This is a genomic window from Micromonospora maris AB-18-032 (genome assembly GCF_000204155.1).
Taxonomy (GTDB): Bacteria; Actinomycetota; Actinomycetes; order Mycobacteriales; family Micromonosporaceae; genus Micromonospora; species Micromonospora gifhornensis.
The window spans coordinates 5,080,147-5,104,992 of the sequence record NC_015434.1 but is presented as its reverse complement, the minus strand read 5'-3'; the positions used below and the strand labels follow the sequence as shown (position 1 = coordinate 5,104,992).

Here is a 24,846-nt window from a genome sequence, read left to right as displayed (position 1 = left end):
CGCCGGTCAGCGGCGGCTGCCGCAGGTGGGGCAGGCAGCGGCGGCGGACGGGGTGCCCAGGCGGCGGCGCAGGGCGACGGCGGCCGGCAGCAGGGCCGGTCCGAGCAGGGCGACGGCGAGCGCAACGCCGACCATCGTCGGGTACGTGGGGCGTGGGGCACCACTGGCGAGACCGTCCACCGCCCCGGCCAGCAGGTGCACGTTGAGCAGGCCGACCGGGGTGAGCAGGGCCATCGCGGCCCAGCCGCCCCGCGCGTCCCGCCGCATGCCCAGTCCGATCGCCAGCAGGAGCACGACCAGCAGCAGCACCGTGCCGATGGGCGGCTGGAACTCTCCGCCCCCACCACGGTAGGCGCTCCAGTACGCACCGACCCCCATCGCGTACGAGAGGAGACCACCGCTGACCGCCGCCGTCACCGGCAGAACTCGGGCCGGCACCGGCAGGCCGTCATCGACCGCGAGCGCCAGCACGCCGAGCGCGACCATCGGGGCCACCACCAGCAGCGGTGGCCGTGGCACACCGGCGAGCACGCTCACCGCCGGCACCGCTGCGGTCATCAGCAACGCCACGCCGATCGCCACTCGGGCGGGTCGGCCCGGTGCGACGGCGACGACAAGCGCGGCGATCAGCCAACCGCACCATGCGACGATGCCGACCGAGACGAATGGGCCGAACACCGGCACGCCTGCCTCGGCGGGCGGCAGTTGCTGCTCGGCGAACACCCAGAAGCCGGCGAGGAAGGCGGCGGTGGTCAGGGCGAGCAGCCCGGCCAGGCGTACCCCGGGAATCAGGTCGGTGGCGCCGGCGGCGCGCAGCCGCTGACGCAGACCGCCGCGCCCGAGGTCCGCGGCCTCCGCGAGGGAGGGCCAGCGCCGATCCGGTCCGGCCACGTCGAGGTACGTCCCGATGATCTCGTCGCCGCGTTCGCGCCGGTAGTCCGGCGGGTACGCCCGCAGCAGGCGTCGGTAGCGTCGCTCCAACTCGTTCATGCCAACCCCCCGGCCGTACGCGGAGTCAGCGCCTGGGCCTTGCGGGCGCGCAGCCGAGCAGTGGCCGCTTCGACGTTGCGCCGCAGTCGTTCGGTCTCGGCGGCGAGGATGCTCGCCCCGCTGGGGGAGAGGCGGTAGTAGCGGCGCAGCCGCCCCTCGACTGTCTCCTCGCGGTCGAGTTCCACCAGCCCGGCGTCGGTGAGCCGGTCCAGCGCACCGTAGAGGGTGCCGGGGCGCAGCGAGAGCCGTCCGTCGGAGAGAGCGGCGACCTCGCCGATGATCGCGTAACCGTGCATCGGCTCGCGAGCGAGCGCGGTGAGGATGAGGTAGGTCGGTTCGCGTAGCGGCGTATCCATGGCCCGAATATATCGGACGCGAAGGTATTGGGAGTCACCGGATGCCGGCGGCGTGCAGGTGTCGGGTGGCGGCGCGGTCGATGCTGGTCCGCGCCAGGGAACCGGCCACCCCCAACCCGGTCGCCGCGCTCAGCACCACGATGCCGAACACGATCGGCATGAACACCGTCCGGACCACCATGGCCCAGCAGCCCTTCAGGCCGATGCGCCCGCCGTCCTTGGCCCGTACCAGCTGCGTACCGGTGAGGACCGCACCGAGCGCGCGGCCGTTGCCGTAGCAGAGGCCGTACAGCATCGGCACCACGAAGTACGACGCGATCGCCAGCACGGCGACGGCGTCGATGGAGAGGCCCTGCCCACCGTCATGCAGCAGCGCCAGCGCGACGACACAGACCCCCACCCCGAACAGGCACACCACCGTGTCGACGAACCAGGTCAGGAACCGCGCCACCGCCCCCGCCCGCACGTACGGGATGCCGTTGTCGAATGTGGCCACCCGTTTGGCGCTGCCTGTTCCCCAGACCTGCTCCGCGTACGCCTTGGCGGCCTCCAGTCGGGTCGGCGGCCGGTCGAATCCGCGGACGGTCATGGCACTCTCCTGTCGATCTTCTGTCACGTTGCCGGCATAGTCTGCGGCAGCTTCGACAGGGTGCCCGGACAGGGGTGACGCAGCAGTGCTCGGGTGGCCCCAACACGTTCGGGCCGGCCCCGCGAACGCGGAGCCGGCCCGAACGAGAGCTGATCGTGATCAGCAGTCGAAGTACATGGCGAACTCGTGCGGGGTCGGGCGCAGACGCACCGGGTCGACCTCGTTGGCCCGCTTCCAGTCGATCCAGGTGGAGATCAGGTCCGGCGTGAAGACGCCGCCGTCGAGCAGGTAGTCGTGGTCGGCCTCCAGCGAGTCCAGCACCGCCGGCAGCGAGCCCGGCACCTGCTTGACGTCGCCCCACTCCTCCGGCGGGAGGTCGTAGAGGTCCTTGTCGATCGGAGCCGGCGGCTCGATCTTGTTCTTGATGCCGTCCAGGCCGGCCATCAGCATCGCCGAGAAGGCGAGGTAGACGTTGGCCGACGGGTCCGGCACGCGGAACTCGACGCGCTTGGCCTTCGGGTTGCTGCCGGTGACCGGGATGCGGGTGCAGGCGGAGCGGTTGCGCTGCGAGTAGACCAGGTTGACCGGCGCCTCGAAGCCCGGCACCAGACGACGGTACGAGTTGACCGTCGGGTTGGTGAAGGCCAGCAGCGACGGGGCGTGGTGCAGCAGACCGCCGATGTACCAGCGGGCGGTCTCCGACAGGCCGGCGTAACCGGTCTCGTCGTAGAACAGCGGCTCACCGTTGAGCCAGAGGCTCTGGTGGGTGTGCATGCCCGAGCCGTTGTCGCCGAAGAGCGGCTTCGGCATGAAGGTCGCGGTCTTGCCGGCGGCCCAGGCCTGGTTCTTGACGATGTACTTGAACAGCTGCATCTGGTCGCCGGCGTGCAGCAGGGTGGAGAACTTGTAGTTGATCTCCGCCTGGCCGGCGGTGCCGACCTCGTGGTGCGAGCGCTCGACGGTGAAGCCGGTGTCGATCAGGCGCCGCACGATCGAGTCGCGCAGGTCGGCGTAGTGGTCCACCGGCGGCACCGGGAAGTAACCACCCTTGTACGCGGTCTTGTAGCCGCGGTTGCCGCCCTCTTCCTCGCGGCCGGTGTTCCAGGCGCCCTCGATCGAGTCGATGTAGTAGAACGACTGGTGCGCCGAGGTCTCGTGGCGGATCGAGTCGAAGATGTAGAACTCCGCCTCGGCACCGAAGTACGCGGTGTCCGCGATGCCGCTGGCGGCGAGGTACGCCTCGGCCTTCTTCGCCACGTTGCGCGGGTCGCGGGAGTACGCCTCGCGCGTGAACGGGTCGTGGATGAAGAAGTTCAGCGCGAGGGTCTTCTGCGCGCGGAAGGGGTCGATGAAGGCGGTCGCGACGTCCGGGAGAAGGAGCATGTCCGACTCGTGGATCGCCTGGAAACCGCGGATCGACGATCCGTCGAAGGCGAGACCGTCGGTGAAGAAACCCTCGTCGACAGACTCCACCGGCAGGTTGAAGTGCTGCATGACGCCGGGTAGGTCACAGAAACGAACGTCGACGAACTTTACGTCCTCGTTCTTGAGGTAACGCAGGAGTTCCTCGGGATTGGCGAACACTAGTCCTCCTGGCACGTCCACGGGTAGCTCGGCTCCTGGCGACGCTATGGCCGTGGGGTTGCCCGGCCATGTCTCCAGTGTTTCTGCCGTGTTACGTCCCTCGCGGTGTGTCACGGCTGACAGGATGTGGACGCCGAAACCGGAGGGACTGGTCCGGCTGTGCCAGTCTAGTGAAACTTCCTGCTATTGGTCCGATTCCACGCCACGCGCACGGACCTGTTCCGGGCCGGTAGGGCAGCGCTGAGTAATCTTGGCCGCTGTGACAACCCAGCCGCACGCCTCGACGCCGCCCGCAGCCGACCCCGACTTCGTACCGGCCGAACTGGGCCGCCGCTTCGGAGCGCTGATCATCGACTGGGTGCTCTGCCTGCTCGCCGCCGGCCTGTTCGCCAGCCCGACACGTGACGGCTGGGCGCCGGTGCTCGTGCTGATCGTCGAGTACGCCATCTTCCTCGGCCTGTTCGCCCAGACCCCCGGCATGTACCTGACCCGGATCCGCTGTGTCGCCTGGTCCGACGGCGGCCGCATCGGCCTGCTGCGTGCCCTGCTGCGCGGCGTGCTCCTGGCCCTGGTGGTTCCCGCCCTCCTCATGGACCACAACCGCCGCGGCCTGCACGACCGCCTCACCAACTCCGTCATCACCCCCGCCCCCCGCTGACCCGCACCCCGACGTTCCCCCGATCTTGCACTTCTTGACCCCGCACAGCGTCTCAATCCCGGCATAACGGCGACCAGAAGTGCATGATCGCCGGGGCGGGGCGGGGCGGGGCGGGGCGGGGCGGGGCGGGGGCGGGGCGGGGCGGGGGGTTAGCGGCCGCGCATTTGGCGGAAGGCGCCTCGGGGTGGGCGGAGATTCTTGGGTACGGCGCCCTTGGGCATCTGCGGGCGGGCGGTGAGCGCCTTGAGCCGCTTGTCCAGGGAGTTGACGTCCTTGCCGCTCAGGTTGCGAGGCAGTCGCATCAGCGTCATCCGCAGCTTACGGATGGGCAGTTCGCCCTCTTCCTGACCGATGACGTAGTCGTAGAGCGGGGCGTTGCCGATCACCTTGGCGAGCCGGCGCTTCTCCTGGCTGAGCAGGCTGCGTACCCGCTGCGGGTTCCCCTCGGCCAGCAGGATCACCCCGGGGCGGCCGATGACCAGGTGGACCATGTCCATCTGGGTGGTCGAGCTGACCGCGGGGGAGACCCGCCAGTCGCCGCGCATGCTCTCCATGATCTGGGCGGCGGCGCCCGGCTGGCCCTCGGCGGCGTTCATCATCGCCCGGTTGGACCGCAGGTTGAGCACGATCAGCAGGCAGAGCAGGGCGAACAGGATGCCCAGCGGCAGCCACAGCCAGCCCCAGAGCACGATCGCGACGACGGTCAGCGCGAGTGGGATCAGCACCGCGCCGGCGGCCAGCGGCGCGAACCACTTGTCCTGCTTGGCGGTGAACCGGAACACCAACCCGATCTGCTTCAGCCGCTGGCCGAACGAGACCTTCTCCTGGGGCTTTGCCATGGCGTCGAGTCTAGTGGTCGCGCGCCGCGCCGTTGATCGGCGTCCGGTCCCGGTCGGTCCACTCGGTTGATCATCGGGTTGACCGGGGCTGCTGGGTCAGCCGCGGGGCAGGTAGACGTGCCAGCCGTCGACGGTGAACCGGTCGAGGGAGTCGAGTCGCTGGTCGAGGCGGGCCGCGAGCGGGGACCCGTCGGGCGCGATCCAGGCCGCCCCGGCCGCCGCGTGGACGGCCGTCCGGTACGGGCGGTAACGGTCGTGGCCGGGACGCAACTCGTCGTCGACGACCGCGCAGATCACGTCCTCCCCGCTGGCGAAGGTGAGCCGGTTGCAGGTCCAGTAGGTGCCGTAGACGTGCCGTACGCCCTGTTCGCGTAGCGCAGCGACCAGCGCGACGTGCCGCCCTTCGTCGGAGTGCACGGCGGGCACCCGACCCACCGCACCCGCCGTCGCGACGATCGCGGTGCTCAGCGTCGCCGTCAGCACCAGCACCGCCGCTACCCGCGTGGTAGCGGAAGATCGCCCGCCGAGCCGGTGGTCCGCCGCGTCGCCGGCGGGCAGGCGTCGCCGGCGGGTCGCCCTCCACCCGGGCCACAACAGCACCGGTACGGAGATCAGCAGGCAGGACAGGTAGCGGGAGCTTTCCACAGGCGTCCGCCCGGCCGCACTGCTGACCGTGTACGCGGCAATGGTCGCCACCGCCGCCCCGACCAATGCCGACGTCACCGCCGCACCCACCCGTGCCGCCGCACCGCCACCCGCTTCGCCCCCCGGATCCGCTGCTCCGGTGGCAGCCGTGGCAGTTCCAGCCGGGGTAGGGGAGGTGGGTGGGTGGCGGAGGGTGTGCCAGGCGGTCAGGGCGGCGGCGGCCAGCAGCACCGGCAGTGCCACCGCCCACCAGAGCTGCCAGCCCGCACACCGGCCCGGGTCACAGAAGCCCATGCCGAGCGCCGGGCCGAGCACCAGCCCGCCGTACAGCCGGTCGAGCCAGCCGGCGGGCTGCTCGGCGCCGCTGGCGGTGAGTACCGCCGTGAGCGGGTTGCGGACGGCCACCAGGCTGTCCACCAGCAGCGGTGCCGCGCCGACCAGGGCGCCGAGGGTGAGCAGCCCGCCCGCTCGGCCACGCAGCTCACGCCAGCGGAACGCGACGAGCACCAGCCCGGTGCCGGCGACGTACGGCAGCACCAGCGGGTCGACCCAGAGCATCAGCCCGGCGAGGAAACCCCACGCCGTCCAGCGGGGCAGCCGTCGACCGGGACGCCCGACCGCCAGGTCGTACGCCAGCAGGGCCAGTGCCGCCCCGGCAACATTCATCTCCGGGTAGCCGCCACCGGCGATCAGCTGGTTCTTGACGATCCGGTCCGAGCCGAGGGCGAGCAGGCCGACCACCAGCAGAGCGAACCAGTGGTCCCCGGTCAACCGCAGCGTCAGACGCCAGATCAGCAGCACGAACAGCGCGTACATCGCCAGGGTCGGCAGCCGCAGTACGAACGTCGACGGGCCGGCCACGGCGAACAGCGGCGCGGCCAGCCACGCTTCGAGGGTGCCCATGTACGTCTGGCCGTAGAACCAGACGGGGAACTCCTGGCCCCGCGAGATGTGCAGCGCGGCCAGGCCCATGGTGGCCTCGTCGCTGTTGGTGGGCGGCGCGTCGAACAGCATCAGCCCGAGGCGGTAACCCACTCCGGCGAGGAACGCGAGCACGGTGAGCAGCACCGGCAGTCGGGGGCTACGCGGCAGCCGGAGCGAATCGGGAAGCGTCCGCAGGGTTGCCGGGAGCGCGCGCAGCGCGGGTCGTGGCTCTCGGCGTACCTCGGTCACCTGCCGATCATGGCACCCGGCCGCCGCCTGCCGACGGCGCTCGCGCGGCGCGGCGGCCGGGAAACCTCAGCCGGCGACGGCGACGCCCTCGCGGGCGGCGAGAGCCTGCTGGTAGAGCCGGCCGGCCCGGTACGACGAGCGCACCAGCGGCCCGCTCATCACCCCGGCGAAGCCGATCTCCTCGGCCTCGGCGCTGAGCTCGACGAACTCTTCCGGCTTGACCCAGCGCTCCACCGGGTGGTGCCGGGGCGTGGGGCGGAGGTACTGGGTGATGGTGATCAGCTCGCAACCGGCGTCGTGCAGGTCGCGCAGCGCCTGGGAGATCTCGGCGCGGTCCTCGCCCATGCCCAGGATCAGGTTGCTCTTGGTCACCAGGCCGGCGGCGCGGGCCTGCCGGATCACGTCCAGGGACCGTTCGTAGCGGAACGCCGGCCGGATCCGCTTGAAGATCCGCGGCACCGTCTCCACGTTGTGCGCGAGCACCTCGGGGCGGGCGCTGAAGACCTCGGCGAGCTGCTCCGGTACGGCGTTGAAGTCGGGGATCAGCAGCTCCACACCGCAGCCGGGCTGCAGGGCGTGGATCTGCCGGACCGTCTCGGCGTACAGCCAGGCGCCGCCGTCGGGCAGGTCGTCACGGGCCACGCCGGTGATGGTGGCGTACCGCAGGCCCATCGACACCACGGACTCGGCCACCCGGCGCGGCTCGTCGGCGTCGAACTCGGCCGGCTTGCCGGTGTCGATCTGGCAGAAGTCGCAGCGGCGGGTGCACTGGTCACCGCCGATGAGGAAGGTGGCCTCCCGGTCCTCCCAGCATTCGTAGATGTTGGGGCAGCCGGCCTCCTGGCACACGGTGTGCAGCCCTTCGCGGGAGACCAGCCCGCGCAGTTGGGTGTACTCCGGGCCCATCTTGGCCTTGACCTTGATCCACGGCGGTTTGCGTTCGATCGGCGTCTCGGCGTTGCGGGCCTCGATCCGCAGCAGCCGCCGCCCCTCGGGGGCGGGCGTCGCGGTGCGCGTGGCCTGGCCGGTCGTCGGTGCGGTGTGCTCGATCGTCACAAAAACGAGCCTACGCCGGATGGTGGCTGTCGATGAACAGCGGGCGACCGCCGTCACCCCGCAAATCCTGTGACGCCGGACACCGGGGACGGGAAAAACGGGTAACACGGCGACGGTGGGTGCTGCTAGCGTCGCTCGCACGAAGCGACGACGGTGAAAGGAAGGGCACCCTTTTAACGCCTCCGGTAGAGGAAGGGCCCCTTCTTAACACCCGAGCCCAGTAGAGCCCGCCCGGCTGGCCCCGGTGAAAAGGCGACGAACGAGGCTTCCGCTGCGGCGGGAGCGAAGGTGTGGTGGCACCGCGAGGTTCCCGCTCGCCCACACCTCCCGGGGATCGCGTTGCGATTGATCGAGGAGGTAGCCGTGCAACGCATCCTGTCCGACCAGCTCACCCGGCACACCGGCGGTACCGTCCGGATCGCCGGCTGGGTGCACCGCCGCCGACTGCTCAAGTCGGTGGCCTTCCTGATCGTCCGTGACGCCGCCGGCCTCGCCCAGGTCGTGGTCACCGACCCGGCGGTACGCGCCGAGATCGAGGCGTTGCCCGAGGAGACCGTCGTCGAGGTGGTGGCCACGGTGGCGGCGAACCCGGCCGCGCCCGCCGGGGTCGAGCTGACCGACCCGACCGTACGCCCGCTCGGCCCGCCCGCCGTACCGCCGCCGTTCGACCTGTACCGGCCCACCCTCACCGCCAGCCTGCCCACCCAGCTCGACCACGCACCGGTCGCGCTGCGCCACCCGAGCCGCTCGGCCGCGGTGCGGGTGTCGGCGGCGGCGGTCGCCGGGTTCCGGGCCACGTTGGACGCCCACCGGTTCGTGGAGATCCACACGCCGAAGGTGGTCGCCTCGTCCACCGAGAGCGGGGCGAACGTGTTCGCGCTGGACTGGTTCGGCCGGCCCGCGTACCTGGCGCAGTCACCACAGTTCTACAAGCAGCTCATGGTCGGTGTGGTCGAACGGGTCTACGAGGTCGGGCCGGTGTTCCGGGCCGAGCCGCACGACACCGTACGGCACCTGGCCCAGTACACCTCGCTCGACGCCGAACTGGGCTTCATCACCGACCACCGGGACGTGATGGCGGTGCTGCGGGACACCCTGGCCGGGATGCTGGACACCGTCGTAGACATGGCCGGTGCCGCACTGGCCACCCTCGGCGTGACACCACCGCAGGTGCCGGCGCAGATCCCGGAAGTCCACTTCACCGAGGCGCTGCGGATCGCCGGCGCTCCCGCCGACGAACCGGACCTGGCGCCCGCGCACGAACGGGCGTTGGGCGAGTGGGCGCGGCGGGAACACGGCTCGGACTTCGTCTTCGTCACCGGCTACCCGATGGCGAAACGCCCCTTCTACACCCATCCCGACCCGGCCCGGCCGGACTACTCGAACGGCTTCGACCTGCTGTTCCGTGGCCTGGAGCTGGTCACCGGCGGCCAGCGCCTACACCGCCACGCCGACTACCTGACCGCCCTCGCCGCCCGCGGCGAGCCGGTCGAACCGTACGCGGGCTACGTCGACGCCTTTCGCCACGGCATGCCCCCGCACGGCGGCTTCGCCATCGGCCTGGAACGCTTCGTCTCCCGCCTCACCGGCACCCCCAACATCCGCGAAGTGACCCCCTTCCCCCGCGACCTCCACCGCCTGACCCCCTGAACCTTCCAGGAGTTGAGCAAGAGGTTTGCGTCGGCGACAGCACGATTCCTGACGCAAACCTCTTGATCAACGGGGCGGAGTGGTGAGTCAGGGGGTGATGGTGGGGAGGTGGGTTTCGACTACCGGGAGGACGTCGGTGACGGGGATGGGGCGGTTCAGTTCGGCGGAGAGAGAGGTGACGCCGGCGTCGCGGATTCCGCACGGCACGATCTTGTCGAAGTGCGTCAGGTCGCAGTCGCAGTTGATCGAGAAGCCGTGCAGGGTGACGCCCTGGGCGACCCGGATGCCGATGGCGGCCACCTTGCGGGCCGGGCCCCGGTCGTCCTCCGGCACCCAGACGCCGCTGCGCCCCTCGACCCGGCCGGCGGTCAGACCGAACTCGGCGCACACGTCGATCAGCATCTGCTCGACCCGCCGCACGTACGCGACCACGTCGATCGGATCGGGCAGGCGCAGGATCGGGTAGCCGACCAGCTGCCCCGGACCATGCCAGGTGATCTTGCCGCCCCGGTCCACGTCGACCACCGGAGTGCCGTCCATCGGGCGGTCCCACGGCTCGGTGCGCTTGCCGGCGGTGTAGACGCTCGGGTGCTCCAGCAGCAGCACGGTGTCGCCGGACTCACCGGAAACCACCGCGTCGTGCAGGCGGCGCTGTTCGTCCCAGGCGGCGGTGTAGTCGAGGACACCGGCGCGTACGGCCGTCAGGCCGGAGGTCGTCGTGGTCACGCGTTCCAGCCTAGACCCGTACTCGCTGGTCACCTGGGGTGAGCCGGCTCACCCGCAGTCAGTCCTCGCGGACCCGCCAGAGCCAGACGTCCTCGACCCGCTCCGGCTCGCCGAGCAGCATGGTCAGCGTGCGGCGCAGCGCCTCCTCGTCGACCGGCCACTTGGCACCGTGCACCTCGTCGGGGAGCACCACCGTCTCGATGCGCCAATGCTCCAGATCCGCCCGGACCTCCTCGCGGGTGCCCTCGGTGACGATCGGCGGCAGGCCGGTGCGGGCGGCCTGGTCGAGCAGGGCGCTGAAGGGCCGGGGCACCGGCCCGATCCGGCCCCGGCCGTCGGGACCGCCGGGGCCGAGGAAGAACCCGGACGGGATGGCGAACTCACCCTGCCGGTTGGCCAGGGCGTACGCCTGCCAGCGTTGACCGTCGGGGTAGACGTCCAGGGCCAGCGGGGCGGGGGTCAGCGTGCCGCCGGGGGAGACGTACTCGCGCCAGGCACCCGAGGTGATGAAACGGGGGATCGGCTCCCGTTCGATGGTCAGCAGCGGCGTCGGGAACAGCGGCAGCAACGCCGCCACGAATCCGAGCGTCCAGGCCACCGCCGCCGCCCGGCGCGGTGGTCGCTGCCGCAACTGGTCGATGGCGTACGCCAGCAGCACGCCGATCACCGGCGTCACCACCAGCGCGAGTCGGGCGGGCAGCGCGGCGTTCACCACCGGCAGCTGCCCGAGCAGGTCGAACGGCATCGGCAGGTCGGTACGCCGACCGTCCACCTTCGCCACCGGCCCGAAGGAGAGCACGGTGAAGACCACCGCCAGGACACCCAGGGCCCACAGGGTGGCCCGGCGATGCGGATCGGCGCGTCGCCACAGCAGCACGAAGCAGCAGAGTGTCAGCACCAGCAGCGGCCACCCGAAGAAGGAGTTCTCCTCGGTAGGGTTCGGTGCCAGCGTGGTACGCAGACCCGCCTCCCCGGCCAGCGAGCGGCGCGGGAACGCCGCGTACGCGGCGATGTCCTCCGAGTGGATCACCGGGTCGAAGCCGGTGCCGTGGAAGCGCTGCGGCCCGGCGAAGTGCAACCACAACGGGTACGCCAGCAGCACCCCGGCGACCACCGCGGTCACCGCGAGGCCACGCAGGAACGACGGCAGCACCGCCCGCGCCTGCGCCCGGTTGGCCGGGTGCAGCGCCCACACCGCCACGAAGAGACCGAGCGCCAGGGCGGTGAAGAACAGCCCTTCGGCGGCGATCGAGAAGGAGATCGCGACGAGCACGCCCAGGATCACGCCGTCGCGCAGCCAGTGCCCCGGGCGGCGCAACGCGAACAGCCGCCACACCAGCAGCGGCACCAGCCAGCCGGCGGTCCAGTTCAGGTGGGCGTTGGCATGCGAGACCATGCCGGGGGAGAAGCCGATGAACAGCCCACCGACGGCGGCGGCGAGCGGACTGCGGACCAGGTGCCGGGAGAGCAGCCAGTACCAGGCGACGGCGGTCGCGGCCAGGTTCAGGGTGAGGATCACCAGAAAGGTGGCCGGCGGCCCGATCAGGTACGTCAGCGGGGCGAAGACCACCGCGTACACCGTGATGGAGGTGTTGACCGCGAGGTTCACCCCGTCCGGGACGTTGATCAGATACGTGTAGAGCGGGTTGTCCCCGTGGCTGACCGCGTGCCCGCCGAAGGCCAGCAGCCATTCGAACAGTGCCTGGTCGCTGGAGTTGACGGTGATCGCGCGACCGTTGGGGTCGCGCCACAGCCCGCTTGTCACCCAGACGGCGAGCGCCAGCGCGACGAGTGTCACGATCAGGTCGGCGCGTCGATCACGGGTGACACGTACAGGCGAGGTGGGCGCGGACGCCACGGACGGCGAGGTGGGCACCTAGCGGACGTTACCAACCGCACCCGGACAGGCCGGCACTTCCGGGTGCAAGTCAGGGGCCCACACCCGGACATCGACGAATGTGTGCATCCTCGCCATGTCATCGTCTGGACGCAGCTGCGTAACCTCGCGGCAATCATCGGTGACCCAGCTCACACCGTCCCCTGGAGGTCCCGTGCGCCGCATCCGTACCCGTTCCGGCCGGTCAGCCGGCGTACTGGCCGGTCTGGTCGTGGCCGCCGCCGCGCTGGTGGCCGTCGCCACCCCCGCCCAGGCGGCGTCCCTGACCCAGGTCGCCAGCTTCGGCTCCAACCCCGGCAACCTCGCCATGTACGCGTACCGCCCGGACAACCTGCCGTCCGGCGCGCCGGCGGTGGTCCTGCTGCACGGCTGCGCCCAGGACGCGGCCGGCTACTTCGCCAACTCCGGCTGGCGCAAGTACGCCGACCAGTGGAGGTTCGCGGTGATCGTGCCCGAGCAGCGGTCGGCCAACAACTCCAGCGCCTGCTTCAACTGGTTCGAGACCGGCGACACCAGCCGGGGCCAGGGCGAGGCGCTGTCCATCAAGCAGATGGTCGACCACGCCCGGTCCGCCTTCGGCACGGCCGCCAACCGGGTGTACGTCAGCGGTCTGTCCGGTGGCGGTGCGATGAGCGCGACCATGCTCGCCACCTACCCGGACGTGTTCGCCGCCGGCTCGGTGATCGCCGGTATCCCGTACCGCTGCGCCACCGGGATGGTCAACGCCTTCTCCTGCATGAGCCCCGGGGTGGACAAGACCCCGGCGCAGTGGGGTGACCTGGTGCGCGCGGCGTACTCCGGCTACACCGGGCCACGGCCCAGGGTGGCGATCTGGCACGGCACCGCCGACTACACCGTGGTGCCGGCCAACGCCGTCGAGTCCCGCGACCAGTGGACGAACGTGCTCGGCGTGTCGCAGACCCCGACCAGCACCGCGGCACTGCCCGGCGGCACCAGCCTGGAGGTGTACGGCAACGACGCGGTACGCCTCTACCGGGTCTCCGGCATGGGCCACGGCACCCCGGTCAACCCCGGCTCGGGCGTGGACCAGTGCGGCACCGCCGCCGCGTACTTCCTGAACACCATCTGTTCGGCGTACCGGGACGCGCTCTTCTTCGGCCTGGACGGTGGTGGCACGCCCTCGCCCACCCCGAGCCAGACGGTGTCCCCGAGCCCGACCGGGTCGCCGAGCCCGACGGTCTCACCGAGCCCGACGGGTGCCCCGATCTGCGTCACCGCCAGCAACTACGCGCACGTGATCGCGGGCCGCGCCTACCACTCCGGCGGCTACGCCTACGCCAACGGCTCGAATCAGCGAATGGGTCTCTACAACACCTTCTACACCACCGCCCTGCGCCAGATCGCCGTCAACCACTGGACCATCGGCTGCTGAGCGGGGCCGGGATCAGTCCTGCAGCGCGGCCGCCAGGGCGCTGGGCAGGTCGGGGTGGCGGAAGGTGAAGGAGGCGCGGGCCAGCACGCCGGGTAGCACCCGGGTGCTGGTCAGCGCCTCCTGGGCGAAGCCACCCAGGGCCACCTTCAGGGCCAGTCCCGGGATCGGGATGACGGCGGGGCGGTGCAGCTGACGGGCCAGTTCCCTGGTGAACTCGGCGTTGGTGACCGGCGCCGGGCCGACCACGTTCACCGGCCCGGCCAGGTCGGCGCGGGCGAGCAGGTAGGTGGTGGCGTTCAGCCAGTCGACCATCGAGATCCACGGAATCCACTGCCGGCCGCTGCCCAGCCGCCCGGCGATGCCGAGCTTGAACGGCAGCAGCATCGGCTTGAGCAGCCCACCGTCGCGATGCAGTGGCAGGCCGGTGCGCAGCCGCACCACCCGTACCCCGGCGTCCTCGGCCGGTCGGGTCGCCGCCTCCCACACCCGGGCCACGTCGGCCAGGAAGCCCTCCCCGGCCGGGGCGTCCTCCTCGACCACCCGGTCGCCGGTGTTGCCGTACCAGCCGATCGCCGAGGCGTTCAGCAGCACCTCCGGCCGATCCGCGGCCGGCAGCCCGGCGATGGTGATGGCCAGGGTGCTTGTGGTGTCCACCCGGCTGGAGCGGATCAGCTGCTTGTACCTGTCGTTCCAGCGGCGGTCACCCACCCCGGCGCCGGCCAGGTTGACCACCGCGTCCGCCTCGGCGACCAGGGCCGGGTCCAGCTGCGCCGCCGACGGCGACCACTGCCGCTCGTCGGGGGTACGCGGTGGCCGCCGGACCAGCCGGGTCACCTGGTGCCCGTCGGCGACGAGCAGGTCGACCAGTTGGGTGCCGAGGAAGCCGGAAGCGCCGGCCATGAGGATCCGCATGCTCATATCTTCGGGTACGCGCGAGCGCCAGGCCGAGTCAGCCCGCCGGAGTTCTCGTCGTCGACCTTCGTCGGCGGCCGGCTCACCGCGTCGCTCGATGGGCCGTTCGTCCGATCTGCTCAACCGTCCGGGTGGCCGGGGTGGATCAACCGGCAACCGCCCGGTCCCTGGTGACGGCGTAAGGCATGAGGCACTATGGCCTTCGCATCTGTGCAGCTCAAGCTTCAGATTGGGTACAAGAGTCATGCCGCTGTCTCGTCGTATGATCATTTCGGCCGTGGCCGTCACGGCCGTGGTCGGTTCGGGGGTGGCGTATGCCGCCTGGCCGGACAGCGAACCACCGCCGTACCAGCCGCCGAGCTCGCACGTGGTCCAGCCGGGTGCTCCGGGTCAGTCCGGCAAGACCCTTTCGGAGGACGAGGTGGCAAAGATTTCGCCGCCCAAGTTCACCGCGGCCGACACGATGTTCATCCAGGGCATGATCCCGCACCACCAGCAGGCGCTGACGATGACGGCGCTGGTGACGGACCGTACGGAGAACCCGGACATCAGGCTGCTCGCCAAGCGGATCGACGTCTCGCAGCGGGACGAGATTGCGCTGATGCAGCAATGGCTCACGGAGCGCAACGTGCCGACCAGCGGGCCGAACGCTGGTCACGCCGGGCACGAGCTGATGCCGGGGATGCTCACCCCCGAGCAGCTCGACCAGCTCAAGCAGGCCCGGGACGCGGAGTTCGACAAGCTCTTCCTCACCCTGATGATCCGCCACCACGAGGGGGCGGTGTCGATGGTGGAGGAGCTGTACGCCTCCGGTGGCGGGCTGGAGCCGGCCGCCGACCAGTTCGCCCGGGAGTTCGAGGCCGACCAGAGCATCGAGATCGCCCGGATGCAGAAGATGCTGGCCGCGATGCGCTGAAGCGGGTCGCCGTGGTCCTGCTGCCCGAGCAGGACCACGGCGTGCCGTCAGGTCGGCTTCGGTCGGGACCACGGCGAACTACCGAAAAGGCGAGGGGCACCTCGACTCGAATGGTGTCGAGTCGAGGTGCCCCTCTACTTCAGAAACGGATCAGAGCGAGGCGCGCAGGTCCAGGATCGCCTGCTTCAGCGCCTGGTGCTCAGCACCACTGATCTGGTTGGAGATGGCACCGAGCTGGGCCACCGCCGCGGAACGCTTGCCCTCGGCAGCGAACTTCTCAGCCCGCTCGAGGAACTTGTCCACCTGGGACGTCATCTGCTTACCCAGGGTGTTGGCACGGACCGCCTGGTCGTAGTGGGCCCGGGCAACCGCGAAGCTCGGGGTCCATTCGATTTTCGGCTGGTGCTGGGCGTTGAACTCGGCGAGCTTGACCTGCGAGGCCGCCGTGATCTCCGCCGCCGACAGGTGCTGGCTGGGCTTCAGCGCGAAGACGTCGAGGCCACGAGCCATTTCGTTGCCGTACAGGTTGCCGTTGTACCAGTACACCGACCAGTAGCCACCGCTGACGATCCGGTCCGGGGCGATCGGGCCGCGGTCGAAGAACGCGATCTCACGCGGGTTGGTGGAGTCGGTGAAGTCGAACACCGACAGGCCGCCCTGGTACCAGGCCTGGACCATGATGTCACGGCCGGGGACCGGGATCAGCGAGCCGTTGTGCGCAACGCAGTTCTCCGCGGTGGTCTGCGGAGCCGGCAGCTTGTAGTAGCTGCGGAACTCCATCTTGCCGTCGACGATGTCGAAGATGGCGTTCGCGCCCCACTCCGGCTGGTCGATGTCGCGGCAGCGAGCACCGCTACCGCCGCCCCACTCGTCGGTGAAGATGACCTTGGTGCCGTCGTTGTTGAACGTCGCCGAGTGCCAGTACGCGAAGTTCGGGTCGGAGACCTCGTCGATCCGGACCGGGTTCGCCGGGTCCGAGATGTCGACCAGGATGCCGTTGCCCTGGCACGCGCCAGCGGCCAGCCCGATCTCCGGGTAGGCGGTGATGTCGTGGCAGGTGTTGGTGTTCGGCGACGGCGACCAGGTGCCACCGGACGGGTGACGCGGCGTGGTCGGGCCGTTCTGCAGGCCGTCGATCCGGCCGGTCGTCGGGTCGGCGAACAGGCGCGCCGCGTTCACCACGGCGGCCTGGTGCGGAGCGGCCAGCGGAACCTTGATGACCTCGATGCGCCAGCGCGAGGGGTTGTCGCCGTCGGCCGGGTTGTTGTTGCAACCCTCCATCGTGTTCGCCGGCCGCACCCCGGCGGTACCCGAGTTGTAGATGTAGACGTGGTTCTTGTCCTTCGGGTCAGTCACCACGGTGTGCGTGTGCGAACCGCGGCAGAGCTGCACCGCGGCGACCTGGACCGGGTTGCGCACGTCGCTGATGTCGAAGATCCGGACGCCCTGGAAACGGGTGCCGACGCTGCTGTTGGTGCCACAGTCGACGCGCCCGCGGGTCTCCTCGACCGACATGAAGACCAGGTTGCCGAAGACCGAGGGGTCACCCTGACCACCCGGGCAGACCACGCTGGTGACCAGCGTCGGGTCGGCCGGCTTCGAGATGTCGACGATGTTGAAACCGTTGTAGTTGCCCAGGACGGCGTACTTGTCGCCGAAACCGAGGTCCGAGGCGATGAACGAGCCGGCACCCGGGTTGTTGGGGTCGACGAAGCCAGCCGGCTTGGGCCGGTTGGCCAGGTGCTCCAGGTTGCTGATCGCCGTTTCAGCGTCGAGCCAGCCGGCACCGAGCCCGACTCGCGGGTCGGGCTCCGCCGCCGATGCGGTGCCCGGCAGGGCACCGGCAAGAAGCAGCCCGGCGGCGATCACGCCGAGGGCTTGCCGGCCCCGGCGGGGCCGAGAGGGGGTTCGAACTGTCATTGCCTGCCTTTCGGTGGAACGACCGACGCGGGGGGTTCCATCAGGAAGGACGCGTCGTGTGCGTAGGACCGTACCGACGACGGCACTTCTGGCGTCTCCGCCGAACGGGTGAAGAAAAAGCCAGGTGGGAGCGGAGGGCGGCGGCTTTCGTCAGGTACCGGAAACAACCTGGTTGATCTTGGTTGATCATCCGCCATTCGTCGAATGATCACCTGCGCGCTGCCCGGACGGTCGCGAGTGGAGGGTGATTCGTCAGGGTGTCATCGTGTCGGGCGGATCCTCGTGCCAGCGGGCCCGGTAGGCGGCCTCGTGGGCCTCGTGCGCGGTCCGCTCCTCGTAGACCGCCGCGCGCAGCGCCCGCCGACCCTCCGACATCAGCACCACCTCGGCGGTGATCAGGCCGACGCAGATGGCGGTGAGCAGACCCATGGTGACCAGTCCGGGCAGCACCATGGCGACCGGGATGCAGGCCGCGAGCACCCCCAGCGTGCCGAGCCGCAGCCAGGACAGGGTGTGCAGGGTACGCAACTGGAACAGCATGTTCCCGGCCAGATAGAAGATCACCCCGCCGAACAGCAGCGGTACGTCCGGCCCGTGTGCCGGCTCGCTGAACGGTACGCCCGGTTCGGCGATGTCGTGCACGATGCCCTCGGCGCCGAGGGCGAACAGGATGATCCCGGCGATCATCGGCAGGTAGAGGTACGCGTACGCGTCGCGGGCCATCAGCACCCGCGGCCGACCGAGAGTGGCGTGCAGGGCGATCCGGGCGGCCGGTCCGATCACGTCGTAGTGCACCCACCACAGGGCGGCGGTGAAGACGATCCCCAGCACCGCCGCGGTCACCCCGGGCCAGGTGGGCGGCTGGCCGATCAGGTTGCTGCCCAGGCCGACGGAGATCACCGACTCACCGAGCGCGATGATCAGAATCAGGTCGTACCGTTCGGTCCAGTGCTCCGCGGAGGTCACCTCCCAGCCCCACGTGCTGGCGAGCAGCCCGGTGCCGTACTGGAGCAGGATGACGCTGACCCACAGCCCGTCGCGGATCACCTCGGCCGTCCCCGTGTCGGTGAGCTTGCCGGGCAACAGCGCCGACACCAGCAGCAGTACGGTGCTCAGGGTCAACTCGGGGGCGTACCGCATCAACTGCCGGCGTTCCGTCGGGTTGTCCCGGACGATGTGCAGGAACAACGCCAGGTGCACGGCTCGGATGACCACGTAGCTGATCGCCACCACGACCGGCCCGGCGTGGGTGCCTTGCGAGTCCTGGAACGCCTGCGGCAGGGCGAGGGCGAACGAGAACAGCGCCGCCATGCCGGCCACCATCAGCACTGGTACGAAGCCTTCGCCGATGCGTACCCGGGTCGCCACCACCGTGTGCACCACCCAGCACCACCAGAGCACGGACAGCACCAGCAGGGCGTGGAACAGACTCCGCCCGGTGATCTCCGTGGCGGTGGTGCGGGCGATGTTGAAGAACGAGAAGACGAAGACCAGGTCGAAGAAGATCTCGAACTTGTCGACCCGGGCGCCCGGCGCGACCCCGACGGCCGGTCCCAGCCGTCCGCGCCAGCCCTTCTCACTCACCGCCTGAGTTTCCCAAGCTCAGGACAGGGAGGGGCGAATTTCGCCCTCAGCCCACCCACCGAGCCCGCCGAGCCTCCCAGCCCTCCCAGCCCCCCGCCCTCCCAGCCCTCCATCCACCCCACCCTCCCGCCCACCCCGCTACGTCCCCGCCCACCACCCCGACCACTCACCCCGCCGATCATGGACTTTTGGTCGGCGCATAAGGGGTGAATTAGGGCAAATCGGCGACCGAAACTGCATGATCGACGGGGCTAGGGGTCGGGGTGGGGGTTAGGGGTCGGGGTGGGGGAGAGGGGTGGGGTGGGGTGGGGGAACGCGAAGGGCGCCCCCGGAGACGGGGGCGCCCTTCGTGGTGTTCGGGGTGTTACAGGCCGAGTTCGGCCTCGAAGTTGCCGGCCTCGAGCCGCTCCTTGACCGCGGTCAGGAAGCGGGCCGCGTCGGCACCGTCGATGATGCGGTGGTCGTACGACATGGCCAGGTAGACCATCGAGCGGACCGCGATGACCTCGCCCAGTTCGGGGTCGTTGACCACGACCGGGCGCTTGACCACGGCACCCGTGCCGAGCATCGCCGACTGCGGCGACGGCACGATCGGGGTGTCGAACAGCGCGCCCCGGCTGCCGGTGTTGGTCAGCGTGAAGGTCGCACCGGCGATCTCGTCCGGGCTGATCTTGTTGGTGCGGGTGCGCTCGGCCAGGTCGGCGACGCGCTTGGCGATGCCGCCAAGGTTGAGGTCACCGGCGTTGTGGATGACCGGCACCAGCAGGCCCCGCTCGGTGTCCACCGCGATGCCGAGGTTCTCGGCGTCCGGGTAGGTGATCGTGCCGGCGTCGAGGTCCATCCGGGCCTGCACGATCGGGTACGTCTGGAGCGCCTCGATGGCCGCCAGGGCGAAGAACGGCAGGAACGACAGCTTGACGCCGTGCCGCTGCAGGAACGAGTCCTTGGCCCGGGCCCGCAGCTTGGCGACCTTGGTGACGTCCACCTCGACGACCGTGGTCAGCTGCGCGGTCTCCTGAAGCGACTGGTGCATCCGCTTGGCGATGGCGGCGCGGATGCGCGGCAGCTTCTCGGTGGTGCCACGCTTGGCGCTCGGCTGCGGCTTGGCGGCCGGCTGTGCCTGCGCCGCCGGCTGTGCTGCGGCCGGGGCGGGCGCGGCCTTGGCGGCGCGGGCCTTCTCCGCCGCGTCCAGCACGTCCTGCTTGCGGATCCGGCCACCGACACCGGTGCCGTTGACCGAGGCCAGGTCCACGCCGTGCTCACTGGCCAGCTTGCGTACCAGCGGGGTCACGTAACCGGCCGCCTCGCCGTTGGCACTGGGTGCGGCAGCGGGCTGCGCGGTCGGGGCCGGGGGAACGGCGGCCTGCTCGGTCTTGGTCGGCTCCGGCGAGGTCTCCGCCTCCGCGGCCGGCTCGTTGTATGACGTGCCGGGCGTCGGCTCGGAGACCTGCGGCTCCGGCTTGGCCTCCGCCTGCGGCTTGGCCTCGGGCTCCGGCTCCGGCTTGGCTTCCGCCTGCGGCTTCGGCTCGGGCTTGGCCTCGGCCGGGGCGGCACCGGCAGCGCCGATGACGGCCAGCGTGGCGCCGACCTCGGCGGTCTCGTCCTCGGGGACCTTGATCTCCAGGACGGTGCCGGCCACCGGCGAGGGGATCTCCGTGTCGACCTTGTCGGTGGAGACCTCCAGCAGCGGCTCGTCCACCTCGACGGTCTCGCCGACCTGCTTGAGCCAGCGGGTGACCGTACCCTCGGTGACGCTCTCGCCCAGCGCGGGCATCTGCACCGGGGTGCCCTCGCCCGACGGCGCGGCGGCCGGGGCCGGCTGCTCGGCCGGCTCCTGGACGGCCGACTGCTCCGCCTCGGCCTGCGGCTGCGCGGCCGCCTCGGCGGCCTGCTCGGCGGGCGGTGACTCCTGGTGCTCGGCGGGGGCCTGCCGCTCGGACGGGCCGCCGGCCGACTCGCCCTCGCCGGAGATGACCGCCAGCTCGCTGCCGACCTCTGCCGTCTCGTCCTCGCCCACCACGATGCGGGTCAGCACGCCGGCCGCCGGGGACGGGATCTCGGTGTCGACCTTGTCCGTGGACACCTCGAGCAGGGGCTCGTCGACCTCGACGGTGTCACCCTCCTGCTTGAGCCAGCGCGTGACGGTGCCCTCGGTGACGCTCTCGCCGAGCCGGGGCATGGTGACCGATACCGGCATGTTCTCCAGACTCCTTCATTTCCCTGGTGGGGGGATCATCGCCCGTCGCCGGACGCCGCGGGTACGTCGTGGGTCAGGCGTGCGCGTGCAACGGCTTGCCGGCGAGGGCCAGGTGTGCCTCGCCCAGGGCCTCGTTCTGCGTCGGGTGAGCGTGCACCAGCTGCGCGACCTCGCCCGGGTACGCCTCCCAGTTGTAGATCAGCTGCGCCTCGCCGATCAGCTCGCCGACCCGGGCGCCGACCATGTGCACGCCGACCACCGGGCCGTCCTCGACGCGTACCAGCTTGACGAAACCGGTCGTCTTGAGGATCTGGCTCTTGCCGTTGCCGCCGAGGTTGTAGTTGTAAGTCTTGATCTTGTCGGCGCCGTACTGCTCCTTGGCCTTCGCTTCGGTCAGGCCGACCGAGGCCAGCTCCGGGTCGCAGTAGGTGACGCGCGGGATGCCCGCCTCGTCGATCACCGCGGGGTTCTGCCCGGCGATCTGCTCGGCGACGAAGATGCCCTGCTGGAAGCCGCGGTGGGCGAGCTGGAGGCCGGGCACGATGTCGCCGACCGCGTAGACGTTCGGCACGCTGGTGCGCAGCCGCTCGTCGGTCAGCACGTAGCCGCGGTCCATCTTGACGCCCTGCTCCTCGTACCCGAGGTTGGCGGTGTTCGGACCCCGGCCGACGGCGACCAGCAGCAGCTCGGCCTCGACGGTCTCGCCGCCGGCGATTGTCACCTTGACGCCGCTGTCGGTCGTCTCGACCTTCTCGAACGGCTTGCCGACCTTGAAGTTGATCTTCCGCTTGCGGAACGCCCGCTCCAGCGCCTTCGACGACTCCTCGTCCTCGGCGGCGACCAGGCGGGGCAGCGCCTCGATGATGGTCACGTCCACCCCGAAGGACTTCCACACGCTGGCGAACTCGACGCCGATCACGCCGCCACCCAGCACGATCGCGGAACCGGGCACCCGGTCCAGGACCAGGGCGTGGTCACTGGTGATCACCCGCTCGCCGTCGACCTCCAGGCCCGGCAGGCTCTTGGCGTACGACCCTGAGGCCAGCACGATGTTGCGGCCGGTGTACCGCTTGCCGTCGACCTCGACCACGTTCGGCGCGACCAGCTTGCCGGCGCCCGCCACGAAGGTGATGGCCTTGTTGCCGGTGACCAGGCCCTGCAGGCCCTTGTAGAGCCGCGAGATCACGCCGTCCTTGTACGAGTTGACCGCCGCCATGTCGATGCCGACCAGCTCGGCCTTCACGCCGAACTGCTCGGACTCGCGGGTCTGGTCGGCGATCTCGGCGGCGTGCAGCAGCGCCTTGGTGGGGATGCAGCCGTTGTGCAGGCAGGTGCCGCCGAGCTTGCCCTTCTCCACGAGTGCGACCGACAGCCCCAGTTGGGCGGCGCGCAGGGCGGTCGCGTAGCCGCCGCTACCACCTCCGAGGATGACGATGTCGAAGGTTGCGTCGTTCGGCTCGCTCACGTCCAACTCCCAGGTCGCTTCGCTGCATCGGGGGTCACGGCGGGGTAACAGGGACACACCCCACCTCGGCCATCTTGTCACCACCGCGTCGCGAGCGCGTACCGAGGTGCCCAATGACACGTTGTCGCCACGTACCCTTGGCACTGCCTTCGATGACGCGACAGGTGGGGAGACGGCTCAGTGGGACTGTTCCGGCGACGCAAGCGGGCACGCGCGGCCGAACCTGACCGTACGGCCAATCGCGCCGATCTGGAGCACCTTGAGAATTTTGTCCGCACCCGAAAGGGTGTCGAGGCGTACATCGAGCCGCGTACCACGGTCACCGAGACCACGGTGATCCTGATCGCCGACGACGGCGAGTGGACGCGGCGGCGCATCAACGGGCCGGACGGGGCGCGGCGCTTCGCCTACCGGTTGAGCATCCCGATCTACGACGTGGCGCTGATGGGCTATCCGCAGCGCATGCGCGACTACAACGAGCGCCGCAAGCGCCGCCCGGAGCTGTACTGAGCCACGTGTTAAGAAGGGCCCCCTGCTATACGCGAGGCGTTAACAGGGGGCCCTTCCTTACCTGTCAGCCGTTGGCGGCGACGTCCTCGATCAGGTGCAGCAGGGTGCGCACCGGCACGCCGGTGCCGCCCTTGGTCAGGTAGCCGGTCGCCTCACCCGAGTGGTAGGCCGGGCCGGCGACGTCGATGTGCGCCCAGGCGACGTCGTCGGTGACGAACTCGCTCAGGAACACCCCGCCCTGCAACATGTGCCCGGCCCGCTCCATGCCCGCGTTGACCTGCGAGATGTCGGCCACCTCGGAGTTCATGCCCTTGCGTACGTCGTCCGGCATCGGCATCGGCCAGGCCGGCTCGCCGACCGCGTCGCCGGCGGTGCGGACCCGCTCGCACAGCTCGGGCGTACCCATCACCCCGGAGATCCGCTTGCCCAGCGAGATCACCTGACCGCCGGTCAGCGTGGAGGTCTCGAAGAGGTAGTCGGTGCCGTCGGCGCAGGCGCGGGCCATCGCGTCGCCGAGGATCATCCGGCCCTCGGCGTCGGTGTTGAGCACCTCCACCTTCTTGCCGTTGAACATGGTGATCACGTCACCCGGCCGGTACGAGCTGCCCGACGGCATGTTCTCCGCGATCGGCACGTACGCGGTCACCGCCACCGGCGGCTTCAGGTCGGCCACCGCCAGCATGGTCGCGGCCACCGCCGCCGCCCCGGCCATGTCGGACTTCATCTCCCACATGCCCTGCGACGGCTTGATCGAGATGCCGCCGGTGTCGAAGGTGATGCCCTTGCCGACCAGCGCCACCCGCTTGCCGGTGCCACCCTCGGCGGGGGTGTACGTCAGCTTGACCAGCCGCGGCGGGGCCTCCGAGCCCTGCCCGACGGCGATGATGCCGCCGTAGCCGCCTTCGCGGAGCGCGACCTCATCGAGCACCTCCACCCCGAGGCCCGCCGCTCGGGCGGCCTCGGCGACGGCGTCGGCGAAGACCGGCGGACGCTGCTCGTTCGGGGCGATGTTGACCCAGTCCCGGGTCAGCCGTACGGCGGCGGTCACCGCCATGGCCCGGTTCACCTCGTTCCGCGCACCGGTGTCCGCGGCGTCCGGCACGGCGATCAGCACCTCGGCCACCGGATCGCGCCGGGTCGGCTGCGGCCGGGTCTTGTAACCGGCGAACCGGTACCCGCCGAGCAGCGCACCCTCGGCGACGGCACGCAGCGCGGTGCACGCGTCGGCGTCGTCGGGCAGCGGCAGTGCCAGCGCCACCCGGGCCGAGCCGGCCAGCGACCGTACCGCAGCCCCGGCACCCCGACGCAGGGTTTCCGGGGCGGGCGCCGCGCCGCTGGGCTCCGGGCCGAGGCCAACCGCGGCGATCATCGGGGCGGTGATCGTGCCCAGGGTCGCCAACTTGATCACCTCGCCCGCGCCGCCGGTCGCGCCGAGCAGCGCCAGCGTCTCGGTCAACGCGCCGTCGAAGGCGGCGGCGATGCTCTCCGCGCCGCTGGCGAGCAGAAGGCTGCCGCCGCGGCCGCTGGTGGCATCCTCGCCGGCCGTACTGTGCACACCGATCACGATCGCGTCGACGGCGAGTTCGGCGGGGTCGGTGTCGACCAGGCTCAAGTTGGTGCTGGACGATGTCACGGAAGCTGCTCCCGGGCAGGCCGGGCCGGTCGCATGGTGGCGTACCGGCGATGGAGTTGGCGGCGAGTGGTTACCCGCCGGGCGTTGATGCTGCCCCGCCGAATCCCGGGGGGTCCCGCCGATGCTAACCAGACCGTCGGGTCCCGGTAAGTT

20 protein-coding genes are annotated in these 24,846 nt (G+C 70.6%); 5 read left to right on the top strand and 15 right to left on the bottom strand.

The window, feature by feature from the left end; all coding sequences use genetic code 11:
* Positions 1-6: 6 nt before the first annotated feature.
* From VAB18032_RS22445 to glnA, 4 genes are all read right to left on the bottom strand, one after another.
* Positions 7-990: a serine/threonine-protein kinase gene (locus VAB18032_RS22445; RefSeq protein WP_013735218.1), complete on the bottom strand. Its 984-nt coding sequence runs from the start codon at positions 988-990 to the stop codon at positions 7-9.
* Positions 987-1,346, bottom strand: a complete 360-nt coding sequence (locus VAB18032_RS22440) for a PadR family transcriptional regulator (protein WP_013735217.1) — start codon at positions 1,344-1,346, stop codon at positions 987-989. Before VAB18032_RS22440 ends, VAB18032_RS22445 begins: the two co-directional genes overlap by 4 nt.
* Positions 1,347-1,380: 34 nt before the next feature.
* Positions 1,381-1,935, bottom strand: a complete 555-nt coding sequence (locus tag VAB18032_RS22435; protein WP_013735216.1) for an RDD family protein — start codon at positions 1,933-1,935, stop codon at positions 1,381-1,383.
* A 159-nt stretch (positions 1,936-2,094) separates the two neighbouring features.
* Positions 2,095-3,519: a type I glutamate--ammonia ligase gene (glnA, locus tag VAB18032_RS22430; protein WP_013735215.1), complete on the bottom strand. Its 1,425-nt coding sequence runs from the start codon at positions 3,517-3,519 to the stop codon at positions 2,095-2,097.
* Positions 3,520-3,841: 322 nt separating this feature from the next.
* Here glnA and VAB18032_RS22425 point away from each other — a divergent pair, with 322 nt between their 5' ends.
* Positions 3,842-4,177 (top strand): RDD family protein, encoded by a 336-nt coding sequence (locus VAB18032_RS22425; RefSeq protein ID WP_050814782.1) that lies wholly within the window; start codon positions 3,842-3,844, stop codon positions 4,175-4,177.
* Between the two features lie 149 nt (positions 4,178-4,326).
* Here VAB18032_RS22425 and VAB18032_RS22420 read toward each other — a convergent pair whose 3' ends face one another.
* The 3 genes from VAB18032_RS22420 to lipA form a co-directional block, all read right to left on the bottom strand.
* Positions 4,327-5,016: a DUF4191 domain-containing protein gene (locus VAB18032_RS22420; protein ID WP_013735213.1), complete on the bottom strand. Its 690-nt coding sequence runs from the start codon at positions 5,014-5,016 to the stop codon at positions 4,327-4,329.
* 96 nt (positions 5,017-5,112) lie between these two features.
* Positions 5,113-6,780: a hypothetical protein gene (locus tag VAB18032_RS22415; protein ID WP_043725390.1), complete on the bottom strand. Its 1,668-nt coding sequence runs from the start codon at positions 6,778-6,780 to the stop codon at positions 5,113-5,115.
* A 120-nt stretch (positions 6,781-6,900) separates the two neighbouring features.
* Positions 6,901-7,947: a lipoyl synthase gene (gene lipA / locus VAB18032_RS22410; protein WP_081476186.1), complete on the bottom strand. Its 1,047-nt coding sequence runs from the start codon at positions 7,945-7,947 to the stop codon at positions 6,901-6,903.
* Positions 7,948-8,253: 306 nt separating this feature from the next.
* On the opposite strand from lipA, the gene aspS reads away from it, so the two are divergent.
* Complete coding sequence (gene aspS, locus VAB18032_RS22405; RefSeq protein ID WP_013735210.1) at positions 8,254-9,540, top strand: aspartate--tRNA(Asn) ligase; 1,287 nt, start codon at positions 8,254-8,256, stop codon at positions 9,538-9,540.
* Between the two features lie 87 nt (positions 9,541-9,627).
* Here aspS and lipB read toward each other — a convergent pair whose 3' ends face one another.
* Positions 9,628-10,266, bottom strand: coding sequence for a lipoyl(octanoyl) transferase LipB (gene lipB / locus VAB18032_RS22400; RefSeq protein ID WP_013735209.1), 639 nt, complete (start codon positions 10,264-10,266; stop codon positions 9,628-9,630).
* Positions 10,267-10,324: 58 nt separating this feature from the next.
* Positions 10,325-12,142 carry a DUF6311 domain-containing protein gene (locus tag VAB18032_RS22395; RefSeq protein WP_013735208.1) on the bottom strand — a complete coding sequence of 606 codons (1,818 nt, stop codon included), beginning with the start codon at positions 12,140-12,142 and terminating at the stop codon, positions 10,325-10,327.
* Positions 12,143-12,317: 175 nt separating this feature from the next.
* Here VAB18032_RS22395 and VAB18032_RS22390 point away from each other — a divergent pair, with 175 nt between their 5' ends.
* Positions 12,318-13,556, top strand: a complete 1,239-nt coding sequence (locus tag VAB18032_RS22390; protein ID WP_013735207.1) for an extracellular catalytic domain type 1 short-chain-length polyhydroxyalkanoate depolymerase — start codon at positions 12,318-12,320, stop codon at positions 13,554-13,556.
* Positions 13,557-13,568: 12 nt separating this feature from the next.
* Here VAB18032_RS22390 and VAB18032_RS22385 read toward each other — a convergent pair whose 3' ends face one another.
* Positions 13,569-14,468, bottom strand: coding sequence for a TIGR01777 family oxidoreductase (locus VAB18032_RS22385; RefSeq protein WP_013735206.1), 900 nt, complete (start codon positions 14,466-14,468; stop codon positions 13,569-13,571).
* Positions 14,469-14,745: 277 nt separating this feature from the next.
* On the opposite strand from VAB18032_RS22385, the gene VAB18032_RS22380 reads away from it, so the two are divergent.
* The gene (locus VAB18032_RS22380) at positions 14,746-15,384 is read left to right on the top strand and encodes a DUF305 domain-containing protein (RefSeq protein ID WP_043725379.1); all 639 of its coding nucleotides are present in this window, start codon (positions 14,746-14,748) and stop codon (positions 15,382-15,384) included.
* Positions 15,385-15,534: 150 nt separating this feature from the next.
* Here VAB18032_RS22380 and VAB18032_RS22375 read toward each other — a convergent pair whose 3' ends face one another.
* From VAB18032_RS22375 to lpdA, 4 genes are all read right to left on the bottom strand, one after another.
* Entirely contained in the window at positions 15,535-17,304 is a 1,770-nt protein-coding gene (locus tag VAB18032_RS22375) for an LVIVD repeat-containing protein (protein ID WP_126710423.1), read from the bottom strand.
* Between the two features lie 252 nt (positions 17,305-17,556).
* Entirely contained in the window at positions 17,557-18,888 is a 1,332-nt protein-coding gene (locus VAB18032_RS22370) for a low temperature requirement protein A (protein ID WP_013735203.1), read from the bottom strand.
* A gap of 364 nt (positions 18,889-19,252) precedes the next feature.
* Positions 19,253-21,085, bottom strand: a complete 1,833-nt coding sequence (sucB, locus tag VAB18032_RS22365) for a 2-oxoglutarate dehydrogenase, E2 component, dihydrolipoamide succinyltransferase (RefSeq protein ID WP_013735202.1) — start codon at positions 21,083-21,085, stop codon at positions 19,253-19,255.
* 73 nt (positions 21,086-21,158) lie between these two features.
* Positions 21,159-22,550 carry a dihydrolipoyl dehydrogenase gene (lpdA, locus tag VAB18032_RS22360; RefSeq protein ID WP_013735201.1) on the bottom strand — a complete coding sequence of 464 codons (1,392 nt, stop codon included), beginning with the start codon at positions 22,548-22,550 and terminating at the stop codon, positions 21,159-21,161.
* A gap of 180 nt (positions 22,551-22,730) precedes the next feature.
* On the opposite strand from lpdA, the gene VAB18032_RS22355 reads away from it, so the two are divergent.
* Positions 22,731-23,060 (top strand): hypothetical protein, encoded by a 330-nt coding sequence (locus VAB18032_RS22355; RefSeq protein ID WP_013735200.1) that lies wholly within the window; start codon positions 22,731-22,733, stop codon positions 23,058-23,060.
* Positions 23,061-23,124: 64 nt separating this feature from the next.
* Here VAB18032_RS22355 and VAB18032_RS22350 read toward each other — a convergent pair whose 3' ends face one another.
* Positions 23,125-24,693 carry a leucyl aminopeptidase gene (locus VAB18032_RS22350; RefSeq protein ID WP_013735199.1) on the bottom strand — a complete coding sequence of 523 codons (1,569 nt, stop codon included), beginning with the start codon at positions 24,691-24,693 and terminating at the stop codon, positions 23,125-23,127.
* Positions 24,694-24,846: the final 153 nt, after the last annotated feature.

What these genes read in the sequence shown, in the direction of transcription:
- VAB18032_RS22445 (WP_013735218.1), bottom strand. Translation starts at nt 990, where the DNA reads ATGAACGAGTTGGAGCGACGCTACCGACGCCTGCTGCGGGCGTACCCG.
- VAB18032_RS22440 (WP_013735217.1), bottom strand. Translation starts at nt 1,346, where the DNA reads ATGGATACGCCGCTACGCGAACCGACCTACCTCATCCTCACCGCGCTC.
- VAB18032_RS22435 (WP_013735216.1), bottom strand. Translation starts at nt 1,935, where the DNA reads ATGACCGTCCGCGGATTCGACCGGCCGCCGACCCGACTGGAGGCCGCC.
- VAB18032_RS22420 (WP_013735213.1), bottom strand. Translation starts at nt 5,016, where the DNA reads ATGGCAAAGCCCCAGGAGAAGGTCTCGTTCGGCCAGCGGCTGAAGCAG.
- VAB18032_RS22385 (WP_013735206.1), bottom strand. Translation starts at nt 14,468, where the DNA reads ATGCGGATCCTCATGGCCGGCGCTTCCGGCTTCCTCGGCACCCAACTG.
- VAB18032_RS22375 (WP_126710423.1), bottom strand. Translation starts at nt 17,304, where the DNA reads ATGACAGTTCGAACCCCCTCTCGGCCCCGCCGGGGCCGGCAAGCCCTC.
- sucB (WP_013735202.1), bottom strand. Translation starts at nt 21,085, where the DNA reads ATGCCGGTATCGGTCACCATGCCCCGGCTCGGCGAGAGCGTCACCGAG.